Source organism: Methanomassiliicoccales archaeon (assembly GCA_013415865.1).
Taxonomy (GTDB): Archaea; Thermoplasmatota; Thermoplasmata; order Methanomassiliicoccales; family UBA472; genus MVRC01.
Map to the genome: position 1 here is coordinate 1518769 of CP058896.1, position 17352 is coordinate 1536120.

20 protein-coding genes and 1 pseudogene are annotated in these 17352 nt (G+C 56.2%); 5 read left to right on the forward strand and 16 right to left on the reverse strand.

Features of this window, described 5'->3' with window-relative positions:
- Positions 1–31: 31 nt before the first annotated feature.
- Complete coding sequence (locus tag HPY73_07685) at positions 32–700, forward strand: phosphoribosyltransferase (GenBank protein QLH75729.1); 669 nt, start codon at positions 32–34, stop codon at positions 698–700.
- Positions 701–766: 66 nt separating this feature from the next.
- On the forward strand, positions 767–1321 hold the full coding sequence (locus HPY73_07690; protein QLH75325.1) for a purine phosphoribosyltransferase family protein: 555 nt from the start codon (positions 767–769) through the stop codon (positions 1319–1321).
- Here the strand turns inward: HPY73_07690 and HPY73_07695 are convergent.
- A complete protein-coding gene (locus HPY73_07695; GenBank protein ID QLH75730.1) occupies positions 1314–2093 on the reverse strand; it encodes an ABC transporter permease in 780 nt (259 codons plus the stop codon). The genes HPY73_07690 and HPY73_07695 overlap by 8 nt on opposite strands.
- Before the next feature lie 5 nt (positions 2094–2098).
- Positions 2099–3010: an ATP-binding cassette domain-containing protein gene (locus tag HPY73_07700; GenBank protein ID QLH75326.1), complete on the reverse strand. Its 912-nt coding sequence runs from the start codon at positions 3008–3010 to the stop codon at positions 2099–2101.
- A gap of 113 nt (positions 3011–3123) precedes the next feature.
- On the opposite strand from HPY73_07700, the gene HPY73_07705 reads away from it, so the two are divergent.
- The gene (locus tag HPY73_07705) at positions 3124–4680 is read left to right on the forward strand and encodes a tripartite tricarboxylate transporter permease (GenBank protein ID QLH75327.1); all 1557 of its coding nucleotides are present in this window, start codon (positions 3124–3126) and stop codon (positions 4678–4680) included.
- Between the two features lies 1 nt (position 4681).
- Positions 4682–5101, forward strand: coding sequence for a hypothetical protein (locus HPY73_07710; GenBank protein ID QLH75328.1), 420 nt, complete (start codon positions 4682–4684; stop codon positions 5099–5101).
- Here HPY73_07710 and HPY73_07715 read toward each other — a convergent pair.
- From HPY73_07715 to HPY73_07725, 3 genes are read right to left on the reverse strand one after another with little or no spacing between them, the layout of a single operon-like run.
- Positions 5098–7251 carry a hypothetical protein gene (locus HPY73_07715; GenBank protein QLH75329.1) on the reverse strand — a complete coding sequence of 718 codons (2154 nt, stop codon included), beginning with the start codon at positions 7249–7251 and terminating at the stop codon, positions 5098–5100. The two genes, HPY73_07710 and HPY73_07715, sit on opposite strands and share 4 nt — an antisense overlap.
- A complete protein-coding gene (locus HPY73_07720; protein QLH75330.1) occupies positions 7232–7492 on the reverse strand; it encodes a hypothetical protein in 261 nt (86 codons plus the stop codon). Before HPY73_07720 ends, HPY73_07715 begins: the two co-directional genes overlap by 20 nt.
- On the reverse strand, positions 7485–8228 hold the full coding sequence (locus tag HPY73_07725; GenBank protein ID QLH75331.1) for a hypothetical protein: 744 nt from the start codon (positions 8226–8228) through the stop codon (positions 7485–7487). Before HPY73_07725 ends, HPY73_07720 begins: the two co-directional genes overlap by 8 nt.
- A 136-nt stretch (positions 8229–8364) precedes the next feature.
- Between HPY73_07725 and HPY73_07730 the strand changes: the two genes are divergently transcribed.
- Entirely contained in the window at positions 8365–9396 is a 1032-nt protein-coding gene (locus HPY73_07730; protein ID QLH75332.1) for a hypothetical protein, read from the forward strand.
- Here the strand turns inward: HPY73_07730 and HPY73_07735 are convergent.
- From HPY73_07735 to HPY73_07785, 11 genes and pseudogenes are all read right to left on the reverse strand, one after another.
- Positions 9390–10892, reverse strand: a pseudogene (locus tag HPY73_07735) (RNA-guided pseudouridylation complex pseudouridine synthase subunit Cbf5). The gene HPY73_07730 and the pseudogene HPY73_07735 overlap by 7 nt on opposite strands.
- A complete protein-coding gene (locus HPY73_07740) occupies positions 10889–11563 on the reverse strand; it encodes a DUF106 domain-containing protein (GenBank protein QLH75333.1) in 675 nt (224 codons plus the stop codon). Before HPY73_07740 ends, HPY73_07735 begins: the two are co-directional and overlap by 4 nt.
- 3 nt (positions 11564–11566) lie before the next feature.
- Entirely contained in the window at positions 11567–13147 is a 1581-nt protein-coding gene (secY, locus tag HPY73_07745; GenBank protein QLH75334.1) for a preprotein translocase subunit SecY, read from the reverse strand.
- 12 nt (positions 13148–13159) lie between these two features.
- The gene (locus tag HPY73_07750) at positions 13160–13588 is read right to left on the reverse strand and encodes a 50S ribosomal protein L15 (GenBank protein QLH75335.1); all 429 of its coding nucleotides are present in this window, start codon (positions 13586–13588) and stop codon (positions 13160–13162) included.
- A 22-nt stretch (positions 13589–13610) separates the two neighbouring features.
- Positions 13611–14075 (reverse strand): 50S ribosomal protein L30, encoded by a 465-nt coding sequence (locus HPY73_07755; protein ID QLH75336.1) that lies wholly within the window; start codon positions 14073–14075, stop codon positions 13611–13613.
- A 4-nt stretch (positions 14076–14079) separates the two neighbouring features.
- Positions 14080–14763 carry a 30S ribosomal protein S5 gene (locus HPY73_07760; protein ID QLH75337.1) on the reverse strand — a complete coding sequence of 228 codons (684 nt, stop codon included), beginning with the start codon at positions 14761–14763 and terminating at the stop codon, positions 14080–14082.
- A gap of 1 nt (position 14764) precedes the next feature.
- Entirely contained in the window at positions 14765–15265 is a 501-nt protein-coding gene (locus HPY73_07765) for a 50S ribosomal protein L18 (protein QLH75338.1), read from the reverse strand.
- Positions 15265–15720: a 50S ribosomal protein L19e gene (locus tag HPY73_07770; GenBank protein QLH75339.1), complete on the reverse strand. Its 456-nt coding sequence runs from the start codon at positions 15718–15720 to the stop codon at positions 15265–15267. The genes HPY73_07765 and HPY73_07770 overlap by 1 nt, the downstream gene beginning before the upstream one ends.
- Positions 15721–15732: 12 nt before the next feature.
- The gene (locus HPY73_07775) at positions 15733–16266 is read right to left on the reverse strand and encodes a 50S ribosomal protein L32e (protein QLH75731.1); all 534 of its coding nucleotides are present in this window, start codon (positions 16264–16266) and stop codon (positions 15733–15735) included.
- 128 nt (positions 16267–16394) lie between these two features.
- Complete coding sequence (locus HPY73_07780; protein ID QLH75340.1) at positions 16395–16943, reverse strand: 50S ribosomal protein L6; 549 nt, start codon at positions 16941–16943, stop codon at positions 16395–16397.
- Between the two features lie 10 nt (positions 16944–16953).
- Positions 16954–17343, reverse strand: a complete 390-nt coding sequence (locus HPY73_07785) for a 30S ribosomal protein S8 (protein ID QLH75341.1) — start codon at positions 17341–17343, stop codon at positions 16954–16956.
- Between the last annotated feature and the right edge of the window lie 9 nt (positions 17344–17352).

The following is a 17352-nucleotide window of genomic DNA, read 5'->3' on the forward strand; positions in this document are numbered from 1 at the left end:
AGCATCTCCGTTGCATCAAAATCTTTGGATGATGACCGATATGACCGAGATCGAGAGCTTTAGGTGCAAGATAGTTACGTTCGAGGAGATATCAAAGTGGACGCTCGATGTTTCCAGGCAGGTCGGGGACAGCGGGTATAGCCCTACGGTCATCATTGGCCTCACCCGAGGGGGATGGGTCCCGGCAAGATTGCTCTGCGACCACCTCCAGGTAAAGAAGCTCTACGCAGTGAAGACCGAGCATTGGGGCGTCACAGCGAACCAGAATGGAAAAGCTCTATTGACACAGGAGCTCAATGCGAGCATAGAGAACGAGAACGTCCTGATAGTGGATGACATCACTGACACTGGGGAGAGCTTGGAACTGGCCACATCCCACGTCAGGGCGATGGGGCCTAAGGAGATCAAGACCTGCACCTTGTTGCACATCACGCATTCAAGGACCGAGCCAGATTTTTATTCCGTAAAGGTACCTAAGGAGGTATGGACATGGTTCATCTTCCCATGGAACCTCCATGAGGACATGAGGACCCTCCTCCCGAAGACATTGTATCAGGGAAGGACCGAACAAGAGATAGTGACGGCCTTCAAAGACCAATTCCAAATAGACATATCGGAGGATCTGGCGAGGACGACATTGAAGGACCTAGAGGCCATCGGCAAGGTCAAAAGGACCGGAAGATATTGGGTGAAGACCTGAAAACCCCGTATCAAGGCAAGTATGCGAGGGACAATGATTATCGTCCCTGTCGTCATTTATATCCCGATGATGAAGCTATTGGCTAGCCTCGAGTCATCACCTGTCATCAAGAGAGGCGACTATGATTACTTTGTACATCCCGTGACCGATGGTATCCCAAGGATGCCATCAGAGATCCTGGAAGAGATAGTCGAAGGATTCATGAGGATAGGCGACCTGAACTGTGACGTCATCGTCGGACCTGAGGCGATGGGCATACCTCTGGCCGCTGCACTCTCGTTAAGAACGAAGATACCGTATAATGTTGTGCGGAAAAGGAGGTATGGTCTACCAGGTGAGACGGTCGTCCAGCAGTCCACAGGTTATTCGAAGGGAGAGATGTACGTCAATGGCCTTTCAAGAGGTGAAAGGGTCGTCCTGGTCGACGATGTGGTTTCGACCGGCGGCACGATTGCTGGCATAATCAGGACCTTCAGGTCGATGGGCGTAGAGGTCGTAGATGTGCTGGTCGCCATTGAGAAAGGTGCTGGAAGGGCGACGGTCGAGCGTGAGCTGGGGATCAAAATAAAGACGCTCGTCAAGATCGAGGTCAAGGATGGGAGGGTCCGCATCATTACTTGATGAGCCTCCTCTTCATCAGATGGATCGAAGAGAAGAACGTCAGTGTCGTAAGTACTGAGATATAAAGCAACGCCGCTCCATCCATGATGTCAATATGATTGAAGCACAGGTCCCTGACAAGTATAGATACATGTGTAAGTGGCAATGTCAGGGCAACAGCCTCGGCCCATCCGGGGAGCACATACAATGGGAAGAAGGTCCCGCTGAACAGGAACATAGGGGTGATCAATAGGAAGAAAGGCCAGTTGAACGAGTCCATGTTCGGCGTAACAGAAGTGAACAGCATGGCGATAGATGCGAACATCAGCCCACCCAGGAATGCAACCAAAGGGACAAGGAGAAGCCCAGGAAGGCTTGCGAGGCCGAACAGGGATATGACAAGAAGGACTATGCTCGCGTTCAGGAAGCTCTTGGTCGCACCCCAAAGCATCTCGCCAACGATGACATCCTCTATCGAAAGGGGGGTCGCTATCATAGCATCGAACGTCTTCTGATAATGCATCCTCACGAAAGATCCATATGTGCACTCGAAAAAGGCCCCGTACATGATCGAGATGGCAATGAGGCCTGGAGCTAGGAACTCAATATACCCCACCTCCATATCGTGGAACCTTAGGTCGGAGCTGATAAGGACGCCAAAGCCCATGCCCATGGCGAGGAGATAGAGCACAGGTTCGAGGAAGGATGGCAGGAAGTTCGTCTTCCAGGTCCTGAGGAATACATCCCTGTTCCTTCTCCAGACCGCGAGCGACCTCCAGCTGATGTTGTCCATTATGTTCAATCAACCAGCCCCCTTCCTGTAAGCCTGAGGAACACATCCTCAAGCGTCGCTCTCCTGATGGTGATGGTGACGGGCCCAAACCTCTCCTTTACCTGGGATGCGATGTCCTCGCAACAATTGGCATAGATCAAAAGACGGTCTGCCGTCCTCTCATGGTCCCATCCCCTTTCTATGACGAATCTCTCCATATCATCGTTCGGCTCATCGATCTCAACGACCTCGCTGCCGACCTCGTCTGCGATAAGCTTCGATGGCGCGCCCTCTGCAACGATCCTTCCCTTATCCATGATCACCAGTCGGTCGCAAAGCTTCTCCGCCTCGTCCATGTAATGCGTGGTAAGAAGCACAGTGACCCCTTTTTTCTTTAATTCCCTTATCCTTTCCCAGATCAGGTGCCTTGCCTGAGGGTCCAGGCCTGTGGTGGGCTCGTCCAGTATGAGGACCTTTGGGTCGTTCATCAAGGCCCTTGCTATGATGAGCCTCCTTTTCATCCCTCCAGATAAATGCTGGACGTTGACATCGCGCTTTTCAATGAGCTGCATGAACTCAAGCAGCTCATCTGCCTTGTACGACGCCGAACGCTTGTCAATATTGAAGTATCTGGCATAGACGGTCAGGTTCTTATGTACTGTGAAGTCGGGGTCGAGATTGTTGTCCTGAGGCGCGACGCCTATCGCCGCCTTGATCTCGCGGGGCATCTTTTTAACATCCATGCCAAGCACCCTGAGCTCACCTGATGTGATTGGCGAGGCGCAATGGATCATCTTCATCGTCGTGCTCTTGCCTGCACCATTGGGGCCTAGGAATCCGAAACACTCCCCACTTATTACATCGAGATCAATATTGTCGACCGCCAGGAAATCATCAAATCGTTTGACAAGACCCCTAGCCTTTATTACGTCGCTCATCTTCCATTGTAACGGTACGGTGTTATTTCTCTATATGCCGTATGCTTCAATTAATGGAAATCCCGTGAATTAGCCACATCATCCATGACCCCATGCAGATCGAGGTCGTTCTGATGATCATCAATCTCGCCCTCGTTGGTGCGGCACTGGGGGCTTTCACAGGGGTGGCTCCAGGCATACATGTCAATACATTGGCCCAGTTGGTGTTACTGTTATCACCTGTCCTCTTAGGCTGCATCTCCGTCGCGCTCGCTGCGGTCGGTCTGGACGCCAGCATCGCCCCTATGCTTTTGGCCTGCATGCTCGTCTCGGCGGCGATCGTCCATAGTTTCCTTGATTTCATCCCGTCCGCGCTATTCGGGGCGCCTGAGGAACAAGAGTCCCTATCCGCGCTTCCAGCTCACAAACTCCTCCTTTCAGGTAGGTCGATGGAGGCGATCACCTGTGCAGCCTCTGGCTCCTTGACAGGAGCATTGGTGGCCATCTTGATCAGCGTACCCCTTGTTCTAACATTTAGCACATTCCCTTATTTGGCGGGGCGCATCGACCCATTCATCCCTGGCCTTCTCCTTTGCACAGCGGTCCTGCTCATCGTCACCCAACCGAAAGGCGATGGCGCTGAATGGTCCATCCTTGTACATAGGTGTGATGATGCCACGATTGACATCAGGAGGCCCATACCGGTCGACGGCCAGCAGGTGACGGTCACCGGACATGTCGTGCGGGACGGGCCTTTTTCAAAGAGGATCTTGGTCAAGGGCAACTCATGGAGGCTTCAGGGGAGGACCAAGGTCGAAGGGATGGTCACCGTCCACGGTGTATGGAAGGTCCGAAGAAGGAGATGGGTACCGATGGCCCACGCCTTTTTTTGCTTCATGCTCTCTGGTGCTATAGGGGTGGTGGCGATGGACGGAAGACCTCCAGGGTCCGATCTCTTTGCCGGACTCGATGGCAATCTTCTGTTTCCTATGTTGACAGGCCTCTTCGCCATGCCTGCACTGATCGTTTCCTCTTCGGCCTCCAAAGTCCCCCTACAGGACCTCGATTCCTTCCAGATGGCGGACCGCAGATCCTCTTTTAAAGGCGTATGGGCAGGTCTATTTTCGGCCTGGGTGCCAGGGGTGACCGCTACCGCAGGTACGGTCCTCGGGGAGCTGCTGGGCAACGGAAGAATGGTCCAGGAAGATGCTGACATCAGGTTCATCTCGATGACGGCATCCATCGGGACGGCGGCCACCGTGTTCGGCATAGTGGCCATGACAGCGACAGGAAGCGGCGGCACTGGGGTGCTTATCGCTGTCGGGGAGATCGCCCCGATGGGACGGCCCAGCTCGCTGGACATGCCCACGGCGCTCCTTCTGGCAGCCCTGGTCGCTTCATTGGTCGGATATGAACTGACCATCTTCAGCGGCAGGAGGCTGGCCGCCAGGATATCAGGTACGGACGCCTCAAGGTCTTCCAAGGCCATCATTCTCTTCGAGCTCATCTTGATCGGGGCCTTCACAGGGCTCCCTGGCCTCATTATGCTGGCGGCGTCAACGTTGGTAGGTATGGTCCCACCAGCTGTAGGAGTCAGCAGGGTCAGCATGACGGGATGCCTTATCCTCCCCTTGCTGCTCTCCTATTTTCATCTCTCCCATCAGGTGCTCTATCTTCTAGGGGGCTTATGAGATGAGCAACCCTCTGGCCCATGCATCCTTCGCATTCATGGTAGCTGCTCCTTACGCGGCCCTCTCTGGCGTCGGGAAAGAGATGGCCTTCATAGCGGCCATAGCATCGATGCTTCTTGACCTGGACGCCGTCATCTCACCGTCCAATAGGTATGAACATGCACTTCATTCGCCGACCGTGCTGGCCATCTCCTTGGTCGCTCCCTTGGTGGCCATGCTCATCAGTATCGGTCCCTTCATCCCATGTTTGCTATCTTTGGCGGTCACCTCACATCTTGTACAGGACGTCCTCCAAGGAGAGATCGGGCTCGAAAATGGCATTTTCCTCGGCCGGGGGAACACCCTGTTCCATCCAAAGATCGCCAACGTCATCGATCTGGCGAGCATCCCTGTCTCACTTGTCTTCATGATGCTGTTCTAGGGAATCTCATCTCCCATTCTAATGATGTCATGATCAAAGGGTGACAGGAGCTCGCTCGCTGCCCTCCGTACAAGGTCGACATATCGCTCAGCGTCATACGCCTCGTCCCCGTCCAGGAGCTGTGAGGGCTTCGCCTTCCCTTCCCCGGAAAGGATGACGTATCCCAACATCTCCCCCGGCGGGACCCGGAATCCAGATGCCTTCAGGGCCCTGAGGGCCTCTAAGGTCTCACTGCGCCTCGGGGCGTATTCCTCCAGCTCCCTGGAGACCCTCTTGGTGATGACGAGCTTCTGCAATGGGACGGTCCCCGCCCTGAGCTCTTCCACGAAATGTCTGGCGACAGCGATGACATCAGGCAACCGCTCCCTGAGCTCCATGGACCCGCCGCAGGAGGCCATCACACTGAGCATACCTTCTTGCATCTCACGGACAACGATGGGCGTGTCGCCCTTCCTCAGGGCTATTCCCCTAAGCTTCATCTCTCCATTCTCGAACAGTCCATAGTATCTGTTCAGCGCCCCGATACCTGTCGTCACGCTCGGAAGGAACACTATCCATCTGTATCTCCCTTCTAGCTGGAGCGGTATACCGACCCTCCTCGACACATCAGCGCAGAACGCGGCGGCATCACCCTCGCCCTTCAGCCAAAGAGAGTCGACTATGCCGTGCAGTATCCTGAACCCCCTTTCCTCGGCCATCTCCGACGTGCGCAGCATGATCTCTCTCCCATAGGCGTTTATGGCCTCGTGGCACTCGATGCGGCCGAACCGGGCGTTCCGGTAACCGGTGTAGCCAAAGCACGTCACGAGAACCCATTTGAGGGCCTTGGCCATCTGGGAGTAGGCGCCCTTCCTACGTCCCCCCTCCTTTGCCAGACGCTTCAAGGCGAGACGCCTCTTTATGATGGGCCTGAGCACCGTCGGGAGAAGCCCCTCCCTCCTCTCACATATATGGTATCCTATGCCGGGGACCATTTTCCTAGAGTCAGGGCAACATGTGCATTTGAGCGTCTCAGGAGAGATGTTGTGAACGACCATGATGCTAGGATAAAGAGAGGCGAAGTCGACCTCAAAGACACCGTCATGGATACCGACCTTGGGCTCGTATATGAAACCGCCCCGGTCGGAGAGGAGCAGGTCCCCTGCGGTCTTGAAATCTTCAGGAAGGTTCTTCTTCCAGAGCACAAGCGTGCCCTGTCTCAGGGCCTCGTTGACCTGCATGGAGCTTATCGCCGTTCCAGGGGAATTCCGGGACATCTCCTGCAAAGGCATCTTCGAAAGCCTGCTGAGGTCTATTATGCCGTTCAGACCCGCCTCGTCATACATGAAAGAGCCTGCGGCATCGATATGCACCCTTCCGCGCATTTTATGGGCCGGGGCCTTGTAGACCATGCGTCCATAGGTGAAATAGCTCTTTCCCTTTGAACGCCTCATGCCCGTGTCCCGACCGAGCTCCAACCCAATTCCATGCAACGAGGCCCGACAGGAGAGATAGTCCAGGTAGAAGCCATCCCCGCCGTCGCTCACGATGATGTCAGGGTCTTGCGAACGGATGGAGATAGAAAGACGGTCGAGGATGCTGGCCTCATCCCCTTCCATGACATCATCGCCGAGAACGACACGCTCCAGAGGATCAGCGGGCGTGGGTATGCGGTTCTTCGCCCGGACATCGACCTTAAGCTCGGCGACCTTCAGCTCAGGCAGGGGGTAGTCGAGGCGCCAAGGCGTGTCCAGGTGGTGGAAGTGGCCATTGTACTCCAGCAGCCCCATCGGGAACAGTCCGTGCGACATGAAATAGCGAAGGTCCATGCGCAGGTCGACGTTGAATAGCATATAATCGCGATAGAGCCCCCATCGGTCGATGCTGCGCGCCATCGGAATGAGATCGTGGTAGGACGGAGGGACGATGCGCAGCACCCTTCTCTCCTTGTCACCGAGCCAGATCCTTCTCCTCTCCTCGGTCACACCGTCGAAACCGGACATCCGGAGCGCAGAACGAAGCTCCTCTTCCCGCTCCTTCGGGGCCCAGACGTAGAATGCGGGCCTGAAGCTATTGTCAACGATCTTCTCAGTGCCGTTCCTTGTCCTCAGCCAGATGACCATCGAGTCGTTGGTGTTGTCCGGGTAGCAGTCAATGATCCATCCTCTCATATGGACCTGCCCTCCTGAGCTTGGCCAGCTCCTTTTCCTGCTCAAGGAGCATCGATAGGACCGCGCCCTCGAAGGGATCGTTGAAGGCCGCATAGGTCGAGGCGGAGGCGTGCATGCGGACCTTGTTCATCATCTGGTCGAAGATCTCCCGGTCCTCCTTTGGGAGGGCCCTCCTGAACTCATTCCAGCTCTGGATCATCGTCTCGGCGGTGTTGCGGTATGTGGGGACGGTCCTACCCATCGACCTCGCCCCCGTACTCGTCCAACGTGGTCTGGTTCCTCGGCACCGGGCGATATAGGGTCCCCACCCCTTCCTTGGGGAGCACGAGCTTCACCCAGGTCCCCCTCCCTTCGACGCGGACGACGCGGTCTGCACTGTCATAGAGGAGCGGCCTGAGCCCTTTCTTGGTGAGCATCTTCGACAGTCCGTAGTTCGTCACGACCGTGACCAGTTCGTTCTCATCGGTCAACTGTCGGAGCTTCCCCATCGCCCTCCTCATCAGCTGTAGGGACTCTGCCCAGTTCATGTCAGCGTCCTGAAAAAGGTCTGGGAAGCAGGAGATGACCACCAGACCTGTGCCGATCCGCCTAACCTCAGGGTCCAGCATGTCCTCGATGAGCGTGGACATCTGATAGGCGGTGAACGCTCTCGAGACGGTGATGTTATGCAGAACCTCCTCAGGGTCCACGCGATACCTCTTACATATGGCGCTCAGCTCATATGGGTTGACGGAGTTCCCACCATCGATCCAGATCACCTGTTCATGCATCTCGGTGACGGCGTTGAAGCAGTAAAGGTTGACGAGATCGAAGACCATGCGGTCGGAACTGTCGATGAAGGTGATGGTGCCTGGTTCCAGGCCACCGAGCAACGCATCCACGGGCGGGAGGGAGGTGCAAAGTGTCCGACATCGGTATGTCCTGTCCACCACCCCTATGCGGGGCCGGCCCTCGGTCTCCATATAAGCGAATTCCATAGTGCTCACCATACACTCCTTGGCCTATCGATATAAAGCGGTGAAGGTGAGGGGTCCCCGAAAGTATGCCAGTCATAGGCCAGCAACAGTGTTGTTAGACAACTTTTGTATATCCGCCGAGCAATAGGCGGTCCTCATGGAAGGGGATGCGCTCACCGTAAAGGTCGGTAACGGTGTAGAGGTGTCAGCGGCAGGGTTCGCATGTCATCTCGATCCAAGGAGCCTGTCCTCGAAGGACGCCCTTCCAGGAAGCGTTTTCTGCACGTCCCATGCGCATTCTGACCACATACCCACGAAGTATGAGAGGAAGGGAGAGAACAGGATCGTCAGCACGGACTTCACAAGGAGGTTCATATCAGAGGTCAAGGGAAAGGACCTTCTCCCACAGGAACACCCGAAAGTGACGATGTACAACGCGGGACATGTGACAGGATCGGTGATGTTCGAGATCGAGATCGATGAGCAGAAGGTGCTCTATACAGGTGATTTCTGCACAAGGGACCGCTTCAGGATAGAGGGAGCGAGGCCGAGGAAGGTCGACTATCTGATCATGGAGGCGACATATGGCCGACCTGAATATGTGTTCCCGCCCACCGACCGTATGTTCGGGATCATGAAGGATTGGATAGAGGACAGCTTGGCCCAGAACTACTCCGTGGTCCTCTTCACCTCTTCGAACCTGGGCAAGACGCACGAGCTGATACATGCGTTGAGGGACTTTGGCCCTCACGTCCACGGGACGATCTCTAGCACGAGCAGGGTCCTTAAGAAATGTGGATTAGAGCTTGATTACGTTGAAGAGGGGGACAGCTGTGGGGATGGCCCCTTTGTCCTTATAGGTGCGAACAATCAACGCGCCTTCGCGGAGATAATGCAGAGGCACAGAGGGGTAAGGAAAATGAGGAGGGCCACGGTCACGGGCTGGGCCGCTGGAAGGCGCGGCGGCCTCGATCGGGGCCGCAACTACGGCATCGACGAGGCATTCGCGATATCGGACCATTGTGACTACAATGAGCTGATGGCCTTCGTCAAGGCATGCTCCCCAAAGAAGGTGTTCCTGGAGCATGGGTATTCCCTGGAACTGGCAGAGAGCATCAGAAGAGAGACAGGCATCGAGGCATGTCCCGTCCCCAACCCCAAGGGCCAACAATCGTTGATGAGCTATTGAGCCGTCCCCTTTCCCCAGACCGATGGATACACCCCTGTAGGCATCAGCACCCTGTCGGTCCTGACCACGACCCCCTCATCCATCTTGACCATGTCCTGTGCTGATACCAGTGCCACGCCAAGTGCAACGCACTCACCCTTCTGGGTCATCAATGCGGTCAATCCTCCTTTGGACAGGGACTCGTCCACGCTGATGACGCCCGGCGCGGCGAGGCTCGCCCCGTGGCAAAGCGCGTCCACGGCCCCGTCCTTCACCACGGTCTTAGGCAGAGGCTCGACAAGCACCTCCAAGGGGCGTATCATGGTCCTGAGCCATTCTTTGTCCGAGCCATCCCTGTACATGACCACGGCATCCTTGAGGTCGTGCAATTTGACGGAGGAATCCTCGGTCATGCTACCAGACCTGGTCCGGCGCAATGATTCCATGTTCGCCCCTACGCCCAAAGCCTCACCGATGTCCACGCACAAAGTCCTGATGTATGTCCCGGCATCGCAATCGACCCTGAAAAGAGCGTCCCTGCCATCGATCTCCAGGATGTCTATGGAATGTACCCGCCTTATGCGCATCTGCCGTTTCACGGCCGCCCTCACTGGGGGGGTTTGATAGATATCGCCGACAAAGGTCCTGATGACCTCTTCCACCTTATCTGCTGGGCGGTCCCGGTGCAGCTTCAGATGACAGACGTATTGTTTGTCAGAACGTAGGACAAGGTCCGTCAATCTTGTCGCTCTGCCCAATGCGACCGGAAGGACCCCGCTGACCTGCGGGTCCAGGGTCCCACCATGGCCTATCCTCTTGACCTTGAGGATGTCCTTCACCCACGCCGTGACCTGGTGCGAAGTAGGTCCCTGTACTTTGTCCAGATTGATGACCCCTGCCTGAAGGAGCTCGTCGACCGTCCGCTCCTCTGGCATTTTGCCATGCCCAAGGTCCTTGGGCGACCTGTCCTTGACCAACCGGGCCATGCGACACTACCTCATTGCCTCTATGATGCGGTCGACCACCTGCTCGGGCGTCAATTCTCCGGTGTCGACTATGAGGTCATAAATGCTCTTGTCCCTAATATCGATGCCGTAGTACTGACGGTAGCGGACCGCCTCGCACTCCTCCCTTTCCAAAAGGTCGGCCTTGGCCTTTTCAAGATCGCCACCATCCCTTTCCATCACGCGCATGACCCTTGTCAAAAGAGGTGCATCAAGATATACCTTCAATGCAGGGATCCCGTTCCTGCTCAACATGTGCGCGACCAACCGCCCCTCCAGGATCACATCCTCGTTGGCCTTTGCGGTCTCCACCATCTGCTCATCGAGCATCCTGTCGAACCTTGGGTCGGACTCAGCAAGACGGCCGAACTCAGCAAGGGAGAGCCCTTGCTCCTCGGCCATCTGCCTGAATATCCTGCCTGAGATGACACATCTGATGCCCAACCTGTTGGACAGGAGGGTGCAGACCGTTGTCTTCCCAGAGCCGATGGGCCCGCTGATCGTGATCCTCATTTTCCCTGCGCCGCCAGCTCCTTCAAGCGCTTCTTGAACGAGTAATATCTCATCGATCTTGCCAGGACCTGTCCGAAAGGTATCGTCACGCAGGAGTAGACCAGTATCCATGCCGGTAGGACATAGGTCTGATGGAAGTCCGCGCTGTCGGACCATGGGACCGCGAACTTGGAGGACTCCAGGTCCCCCACGAACACGGCAAGCCAAGCGAAGATCGGTATGATGATCAACATGCTGATGGGCATCAGCTTGAACTGGCTCTTCGTCTGCTCCAAGGACTTCTCCATGATCTTGGGCTGAAGCTCCAGCAGCTTCTTTATCTTGTACATGTTGTTCTCTTTCCGGGCCTGGCGCAGCTCCTTGTTATAAGCCCCCACGATCTTTTGGCTCTCAGCCTGCTTCACATAGTCCGTGAACAGAGGCCGCAATGCCGTGGTAAGGGAGGTCATGATAAGGCCTGCAAGGACCAGGGTCAGGATAGGATAATCATATCCGAACCCGATGATCGGCTGGAACACGAACCCTACCGCCCCTCCAAGCGCGGACCTCAGATCATTATCAAGAAGCACGATCAATGCCAGCCCCAACATGAAGATGGTCATGAAGGTGGAGCTGTTGGGCTTGGGCGGGTTGACCGGTGGGACCTGTGACGCGGGCACCTTATCTGCCATCTATCACTCGCCTCCGAAGAAACCGCGCAGAACAGGATGCATCTCCATCATCTGTTCTCGTCCAATGGCCTCGTAAAGTTGTATCATGATGCCTACCGCTAGAAGCACACCAGTGCCTGAAGCGTTCCCTACGGTCCCTATGAGGTCCGCGCCCGCTGAAAGGGCGCCGACGGTGAACCCGCTTATCACGGTTACGATCGGGATATATCTCTCGAGCACCCTCTTGAGCACCCTCGGGTCCCGTCTGAAGCCAGGTATCTGCAGTCCGGACGACTCGATCTGTCTTGCGACCTGTTCAGGGCCCATGTTGGTGGTCATGATCCAGAACTTTGCGAAGAGTATGGAACCTATCACCATCACGCTGAAGAACACTATTACCCTCACGATGATCTGGATGGAACCATGGTCCGCAGCGAGATACCCATAGGAATCTGGATTTATGATCGGCAATAACCAGCTGTACAATCCCTGGGGGGAGGAGACATACCATGCCAGTCCCGCCTCCGGGGTGTTTGTGCCAGGCGGGTAATATCCTAGCATCCAATTGCCCCCTATCAGAGGTATGTTCTTCAGGGAGTCGTTCGTATAGAGCAAAAGTGTTATCATCTGGACATTGGCCAGTAGGGCCGCCATCAAGATGACCGGGATGTTGGATGCGTAGATGAGCTTGATCGGGTATCTGCCCCTGGCACCTCTGGCGGTCCCATGGGCCAGCGGCAGCTCGATCCTGACGGACTCGATCCAAGCAACGAACATGAATATGGCTATCGTCCCCACCAAGGCCACGATCGGGTTCGGAGGCTGGAACAAGATCTGCTCATAGCCCCCGTTGACCAGGCCTGCCGAGGACGTGTTCTGGATGATGTAAAGGGTTTTAGGTATCGCTCCGGCGGGAAGGTTGGAAGTGCTCACATCTTTGGTGGGGTCGGTCGGTTCCCAATTGATGGTACCTGTGACCAATGCCTGTGCGACCCCCGCTGCAATGAAGAGCGATATCCCGCTCCCGATGCCCCATTTGGACACGACCTCGTCCATCAGGAACACTATGTAGGAGCCAGCGAAGAGCTGTGCGATGATTATGATCCTCGCCAGGGCAAGGCCGTCGAACCACCCGTCACTTCCGACGAGGCCGTTCATCCCATTGACGAAAGTATCGGAAGGCACAAGGTAACCGAACACCTGTGGTACAGCTTCGACCAATATCATCACGATGACAAGGAACTTCTGTGTGGACTGGTATACCGCCTTGTCCTCCTTGTTCGTCAGGTCCAGCTTGATTATCTGGGCCCCCACGAACAGCTGCATGATGATGGACGCGGTGACGATCGGGCCGATGCCAAGCTGCATCAGCGAACCTGACGCCCCTGCCAATATCGCACGGTATTGTGCGAACAGGTCGATCGTCTCTCCTTGGTCGAGCCCGTAAAGATACACATTGGTCATCACGAAGTACAGGACGAGTATGGCGATGACCCACAGCATCTTGGTCCTGAAGTGGACGTGGCCCTCCGGCTTTTTGACGGCCGGGAGCCTGTCGGTGAACGGTTTAAGCTTATAGAGCCTGCTCTTCCTCTCTTCCGCCATCTCCATCCCTTATTACTGTGGCTGGAGGATATGCCCGCCTGATTCTTCAACCTTCTGTTTGGCCGTCTCTGTGAACTCTGCGACCGTCACGTCGACCGCGACAGTGATCTGCCCCGAGCCGAGGAGCTTGTCGACGCCCATCTTGACCAGGTCGACCTTTATGGTCCCCCCCTCTTTGACGGCGAAACCATCCCTCATCATCGACTCAAGGTTCTCCTGCAGGTCGCTGACGTTCATCGTTATCTTCGCGGAGACGACCTTCTGCGGGCGCTTGAACCCATGGCGGCCAAAGTGGTCTGGCATGTACTTCAGCATGTGCATGGACTTGTGCTTGTGCAGACCGGCGTTGCCGGTACCCCCATGCTTGCCTGCGCCACGCCCGCTCTTCTTGCCGCGCCCGTGGGTCCTGGTGCCCCTGAACTTGTTGGTCCTGCTAACCATTATCTTCACCTGTCGTTCAGTCTCACATCATCCTCTGGATGAGGTCGTTTATCTTCTCGCCTCGGTATCCAAGGGCCCCGCCGTTCTGGAAGGACCTCTTGTTCCCCTCATATCCTTTGCGGGGCGGAGTGAGCCTGAAGATAGGCTTCACGTCCTTCAGCTCCGAATACCTCACCTCTCCTCTGTTCACCGCTTTGGCGAAAGAGATGATCGAGGTGTACTTGCTCCCTGCCTTCACGACCTCATCATCGATCGGCCTGTCGCCGATGAGCCTGCCCCTGAACTTGATCATCTTGGCGAGGGTCTCGTCCGAGATCTCCCCCCAGGTGACATAGTCCTTGGTCTTCTGGAGCATTCCCTTTATCGAGTCGGTCTCAGGGAGGACGACACAATGGTTGATGCGGTTTAGCTTCAGCAGCTGCATCGTGTCCTCGATATCCTGGTTGACACCGGAGTGCCCCCTTACCCTAATTATCGCGTATGCCATGGGATCACTCCTCCTTCTTAACGTCCGCAGGTACCTGTTCCGCGATGTGGACCATCACCGGTCCTGACACGATCTTGAGCCTGCGCTCCTGCTCTTCGGTGACCCGGAACTCTGACGTCGCCTTCAGGGCATTGAACGTGGCGTAGGCGTAGTTGACCGTGGTCTTCGTGTGGCCTCCGACGTATCCCCAGCTGTCCTTTATGCCTGCAAGGGTCAGGATGCTCTTTGCGACATCCCCTACCGCAAGGGACACACCGCGCGGGGCCGGTTTCAATGTGACCTCGACGCTGCCTGCCTTGCCAGTGACCTCGAAGGGCACTGAGTGCGGTGTGCCGCACCCACATTCCCAGGAGCCGCAGCCACGCTTGATCTCGATCATATGCAGCTTCGCATTATCGATCGCCTTCCTTATGGAGGGACCGACCTCCTTGCCTTTCGCCCTTCCGATCCCTACGAACCCGTCGCCGTTGCCGACGACCACGGTGATACGGAACTTGACCCTCCTTCCAGAATCGGTCATGCGCTGGACGATGTTGACGTCTATGACCTCGTCCTTGAGGTCCGGCAGGAGGATGTCCACGATCTCAGGCTCCCTGAGGGGGAGCTTTGTTGCCAGGGCCTGGCTCATCGAGGTGACCTCTCCATTGAGGACCATCCTGCCCAATCTCGTCTTCGGGACCCAATCCATCTTAGTCAGCCTCCATGCGGTTCTTAACGTCATTAACGAGTTTCTCCACATCGTCTCCGATGTGTTTTCCCATGAGCCTGTCCTTTGAGGGGATCACTTCTTCCCCATGCGGTATCTCGACGCCCGCATCGAGCAACCCCTTCAGGGCCGCGAAGACGCCCGACCCGTTCGCGGGCACCTTGAGCCCTATATCAAGGACGGCCTCGTCTATGCCCTTCTCCTTGGCCCTCTTCCCGGCCAGGTATCCGGTGAGGTATGCTGCTGGCAGGTTCCCACAGGCCTTGTCCCATCCCTTCTCGACGAGCTCGCGAGAGTGGGCGGTGGCCAGGACCCTGTCCCCCTTCGGGTCATAATCGACTATCTGAACGCTGACGTTCCTCAGGCTGATGCGCACCACCGCCCTTGGCACACGTGCACGGAGCAGCCTTGCCCTCTGCCTGTAGTCCGTCCTGCCTTCCCTGCGGCGCCTGAACGGAACTTTATATCTCGGTCCGGTTGCCATCAGTTACCCTCCTTAAGGTGACCTTCTGTCCTAAGGTGCAGCAACAGTTGACGCTTGCTCCTGAACATGCCGCCCTTGGCCTTCCTATAGAACTCGCGGTAGGTCGACCGGGAGATCTTCCCCTCTTCCTTCAGCCCACGCAACGTCGTGCGGATCGGTCTGATGGTCTGGATCCATTTCTTCTTGGTCGGGGTACGCGCTCCTGCGGGACCCTTTCTGCTGCCCTGTCCACGCCTGCGGCCCTTGGACCTCTGCGCCAATTTATATCTGGCGCGGCCACGGGATACGCCCTTCTTGGGCTTTGCGCGGATGGACCCGGAATCAATGGCCTTCTTTATATCAGCCCGGGTAATGGCGTCCGCGACGTCCTCGATGCGGTTGGGGTCGATCCAGACCCTGCTCTCACCGCAGCCGAGTATGTCAGCCGCCATGCGCTTCTGGTTCTTAAGATCCATATGTTCACGTCCTTATCTGTTGAGTACGCGGATCCCTATCTCGTCCGCCTTTGAGATGATGTCCTTCCTTTTCTTGCTGCCGACCGTCCCGCCGATCCTCGCCGCCTGGACCTTCGGGTCCAAAGCATCAAGCTGTGATGGGTTGAAGACCATCACCTCCTCGAATCCGCTGGGGTGAAGTCCACGGACCTCTGCAGGGCCACGGAACCCGATCGATACGATCGTCGGGCGATATCCGTAGTGCCGGCGCTGCTTGCTGTGGATCCCGCGCGGCTTCCTCCACTTGCCCTCTAGCTTCTGGTAGCGGAACCATTCCTGCCTCAGGAACGGGGGTCTCCGGTCGTCGATCTCCTTACGCAGCTCCAGCAGCGCCTTCTTCTCCTTACTGAGCTCCGGCTTCTTCTTTGCGACGTATTCGCCCTCTTCCACGACCTCGGCCTCTTTCTTCTCTGAGGCCTTCAGTCCGGTCTCCTCGATGACCTCGATCCAATGGTCGGCGATCTTGTCGCCCACCCCGTCAAGGTCGTCGACGATCTTCTTTTTCATCTTCTCGTCCTTCAGCGCATCGAGGAGCTGTTGGAGGTCTTCGATATCCATCGCCTTCAGCTGTTCAGTGTACTCCTTCCTGTAGTAAGGCAGGTCGGAGAGCTGTTTGATCTCCTTCTTCTTTGCCATCAGTTCGCCCTCCTTGCCTTCTCGACGATGTAAATTCCATCCTGGAACACCCTCGGGTCGAACCCTTTGATCTTTGTCGCCCTTTCGATGTTCGCTGCCGACTGTGAGACCGACTCAAGGTCCACTCCGCTCAGGATGACATCATTCCCTTTTATCTGGACCTTGGTATCTCCGATAATATTGGCGGACCTTGGTGCCTTCTCTCCAAGGAAGTTGTCGATGATGAACTTGTCACCTTTCGTCGAGGCCTTTATCGGGAAGTGGGAGTAGACTATCTTCATCTCGTACTCATACCCGTGGGTGACACCCTCGATCATGTTGCGGATATGCGCTGCGAAGGTGCCCACGACGGCCTTCTCCCTCACCCGCGGCATGTCACAACTGACCTCGATGTGCTGACCCTCCACCTTGACCTTGACGGTCATATGGTCGAAGTCACGTGTCAGGCTGCCCTTCTTGCCCTTCACGGTCAATCTGGTGCCTGTCATGGTGACCTGGACGTCCTTTGGGACCTCTATCTTTTCCACTAAGTGCCCTGTAACAACCATCCCGATCACCTCAATAGACATAGGCCAGCAGCTTCCCGCCGACCCCTAGCTCCTTCGCCTTGACGTGCGATATCACGCCCTCGGTGGTAGATACGATGATGACACCGAAGTCCTGCGCAGGCAGGTACCTGGCCTCGAACATCTCAAGGTCCACCTTCTTGACGGAGTACCGCGGCTTTATGACACCGCAGTTGTTTATCTTGCCTTCCATCTTCACTTTGAAGACCCCGGCCTTTCCATCCTCTACGAACTCGAACTGGTTTATGTAACCGTTCTCCTGCATGACCTTCAATACGCGTCCTATCAGCTTCGAGGAGGGCTTGATGATGCACTCGCTCTTACCGACCATGGCCGCGTTCTTGATCGTTGACATGGCATCGTTCAATGGGTCGCTCTGCATCTGCTCACC

What these genes read in the sequence shown, in the direction of transcription:
- HPY73_07730 (QLH75332.1), top strand. Translation starts at nt 8,365, where the DNA reads ATGGAAGGGGATGCGCTCACCGTAAAGGTCGGTAACGGTGTAGAGGTG.
- HPY73_07775 (QLH75731.1), bottom strand. Translation starts at nt 16,266, where the DNA reads ATGAAAAAGAAGATCGTCGACGACCTTGACGGGGTGGGCGACAAGATC.
- HPY73_07750 (QLH75335.1), bottom strand. Translation starts at nt 13,588, where the DNA reads ATGGTTAGCAGGACCAACAAGTTCAGGGGCACCAGGACCCACGGGCGC.
- HPY73_07710 (QLH75328.1), top strand. Translation starts at nt 4,682, where the DNA reads ATGAGCAACCCTCTGGCCCATGCATCCTTCGCATTCATGGTAGCTGCT.
- secY (QLH75334.1), bottom strand. Translation starts at nt 13,147, where the DNA reads ATGGCGGAAGAGAGGAAGAGCAGGCTCTATAAGCTTAAACCGTTCACC.
- HPY73_07770 (QLH75339.1), bottom strand. Translation starts at nt 15,720, where the DNA reads ATGGATCTTAAGAACCAGAAGCGCATGGCGGCTGACATACTCGGCTGC.
- HPY73_07715 (QLH75329.1), bottom strand. Translation starts at nt 7,251, where the DNA reads ATGAGAGGATGGATCATTGACTGCTACCCGGACAACACCAACGACTCG.
- HPY73_07785 (QLH75341.1), bottom strand. Translation starts at nt 17,343, where the DNA reads ATGCAGAGCGACCCATTGAACGATGCCATGTCAACGATCAAGAACGCG.
- HPY73_07690 (QLH75325.1), top strand. Translation starts at nt 767, where the DNA reads ATGATGAAGCTATTGGCTAGCCTCGAGTCATCACCTGTCATCAAGAGA.
- HPY73_07720 (QLH75330.1), bottom strand. Translation starts at nt 7,492, where the DNA reads ATGGGTAGGACCGTCCCCACATACCGCAACACCGCCGAGACGATGATC.
- HPY73_07740 (QLH75333.1), bottom strand. Translation starts at nt 11,563, where the DNA reads ATGGCAGATAAGGTGCCCGCGTCACAGGTCCCACCGGTCAACCCGCCC.
- HPY73_07685 (QLH75729.1), top strand. Translation starts at nt 32, where the DNA reads ATGACCGATATGACCGAGATCGAGAGCTTTAGGTGCAAGATAGTTACG.
- HPY73_07765 (QLH75338.1), bottom strand. Translation starts at nt 15,265, where the DNA reads ATGGCAACCGGACCGAGATATAAAGTTCCGTTCAGGCGCCGCAGGGAA.
- HPY73_07725 (QLH75331.1), bottom strand. Translation starts at nt 8,228, where the DNA reads ATGGAATTCGCTTATATGGAGACCGAGGGCCGGCCCCGCATAGGGGTG.
- HPY73_07755 (QLH75336.1), bottom strand. Translation starts at nt 14,075, where the DNA reads ATGGCATACGCGATAATTAGGGTAAGGGGGCACTCCGGTGTCAACCAG.
- HPY73_07760 (QLH75337.1), bottom strand. Translation starts at nt 14,763, where the DNA reads ATGGATTGGGTCCCGAAGACGAGATTGGGCAGGATGGTCCTCAATGGA.
- HPY73_07695 (QLH75730.1), bottom strand. Translation starts at nt 2,093, where the DNA reads ATGGACAACATCAGCTGGAGGTCGCTCGCGGTCTGGAGAAGGAACAGG.
- HPY73_07780 (QLH75340.1), bottom strand. Translation starts at nt 16,943, where the DNA reads ATGGTTGTTACAGGGCACTTAGTGGAAAAGATAGAGGTCCCAAAGGAC.
- HPY73_07700 (QLH75326.1), bottom strand. Translation starts at nt 3,010, where the DNA reads ATGAGCGACGTAATAAAGGCTAGGGGTCTTGTCAAACGATTTGATGAT.
- HPY73_07705 (QLH75327.1), top strand. Translation starts at nt 3,124, where the DNA reads ATGATCATCAATCTCGCCCTCGTTGGTGCGGCACTGGGGGCTTTCACA.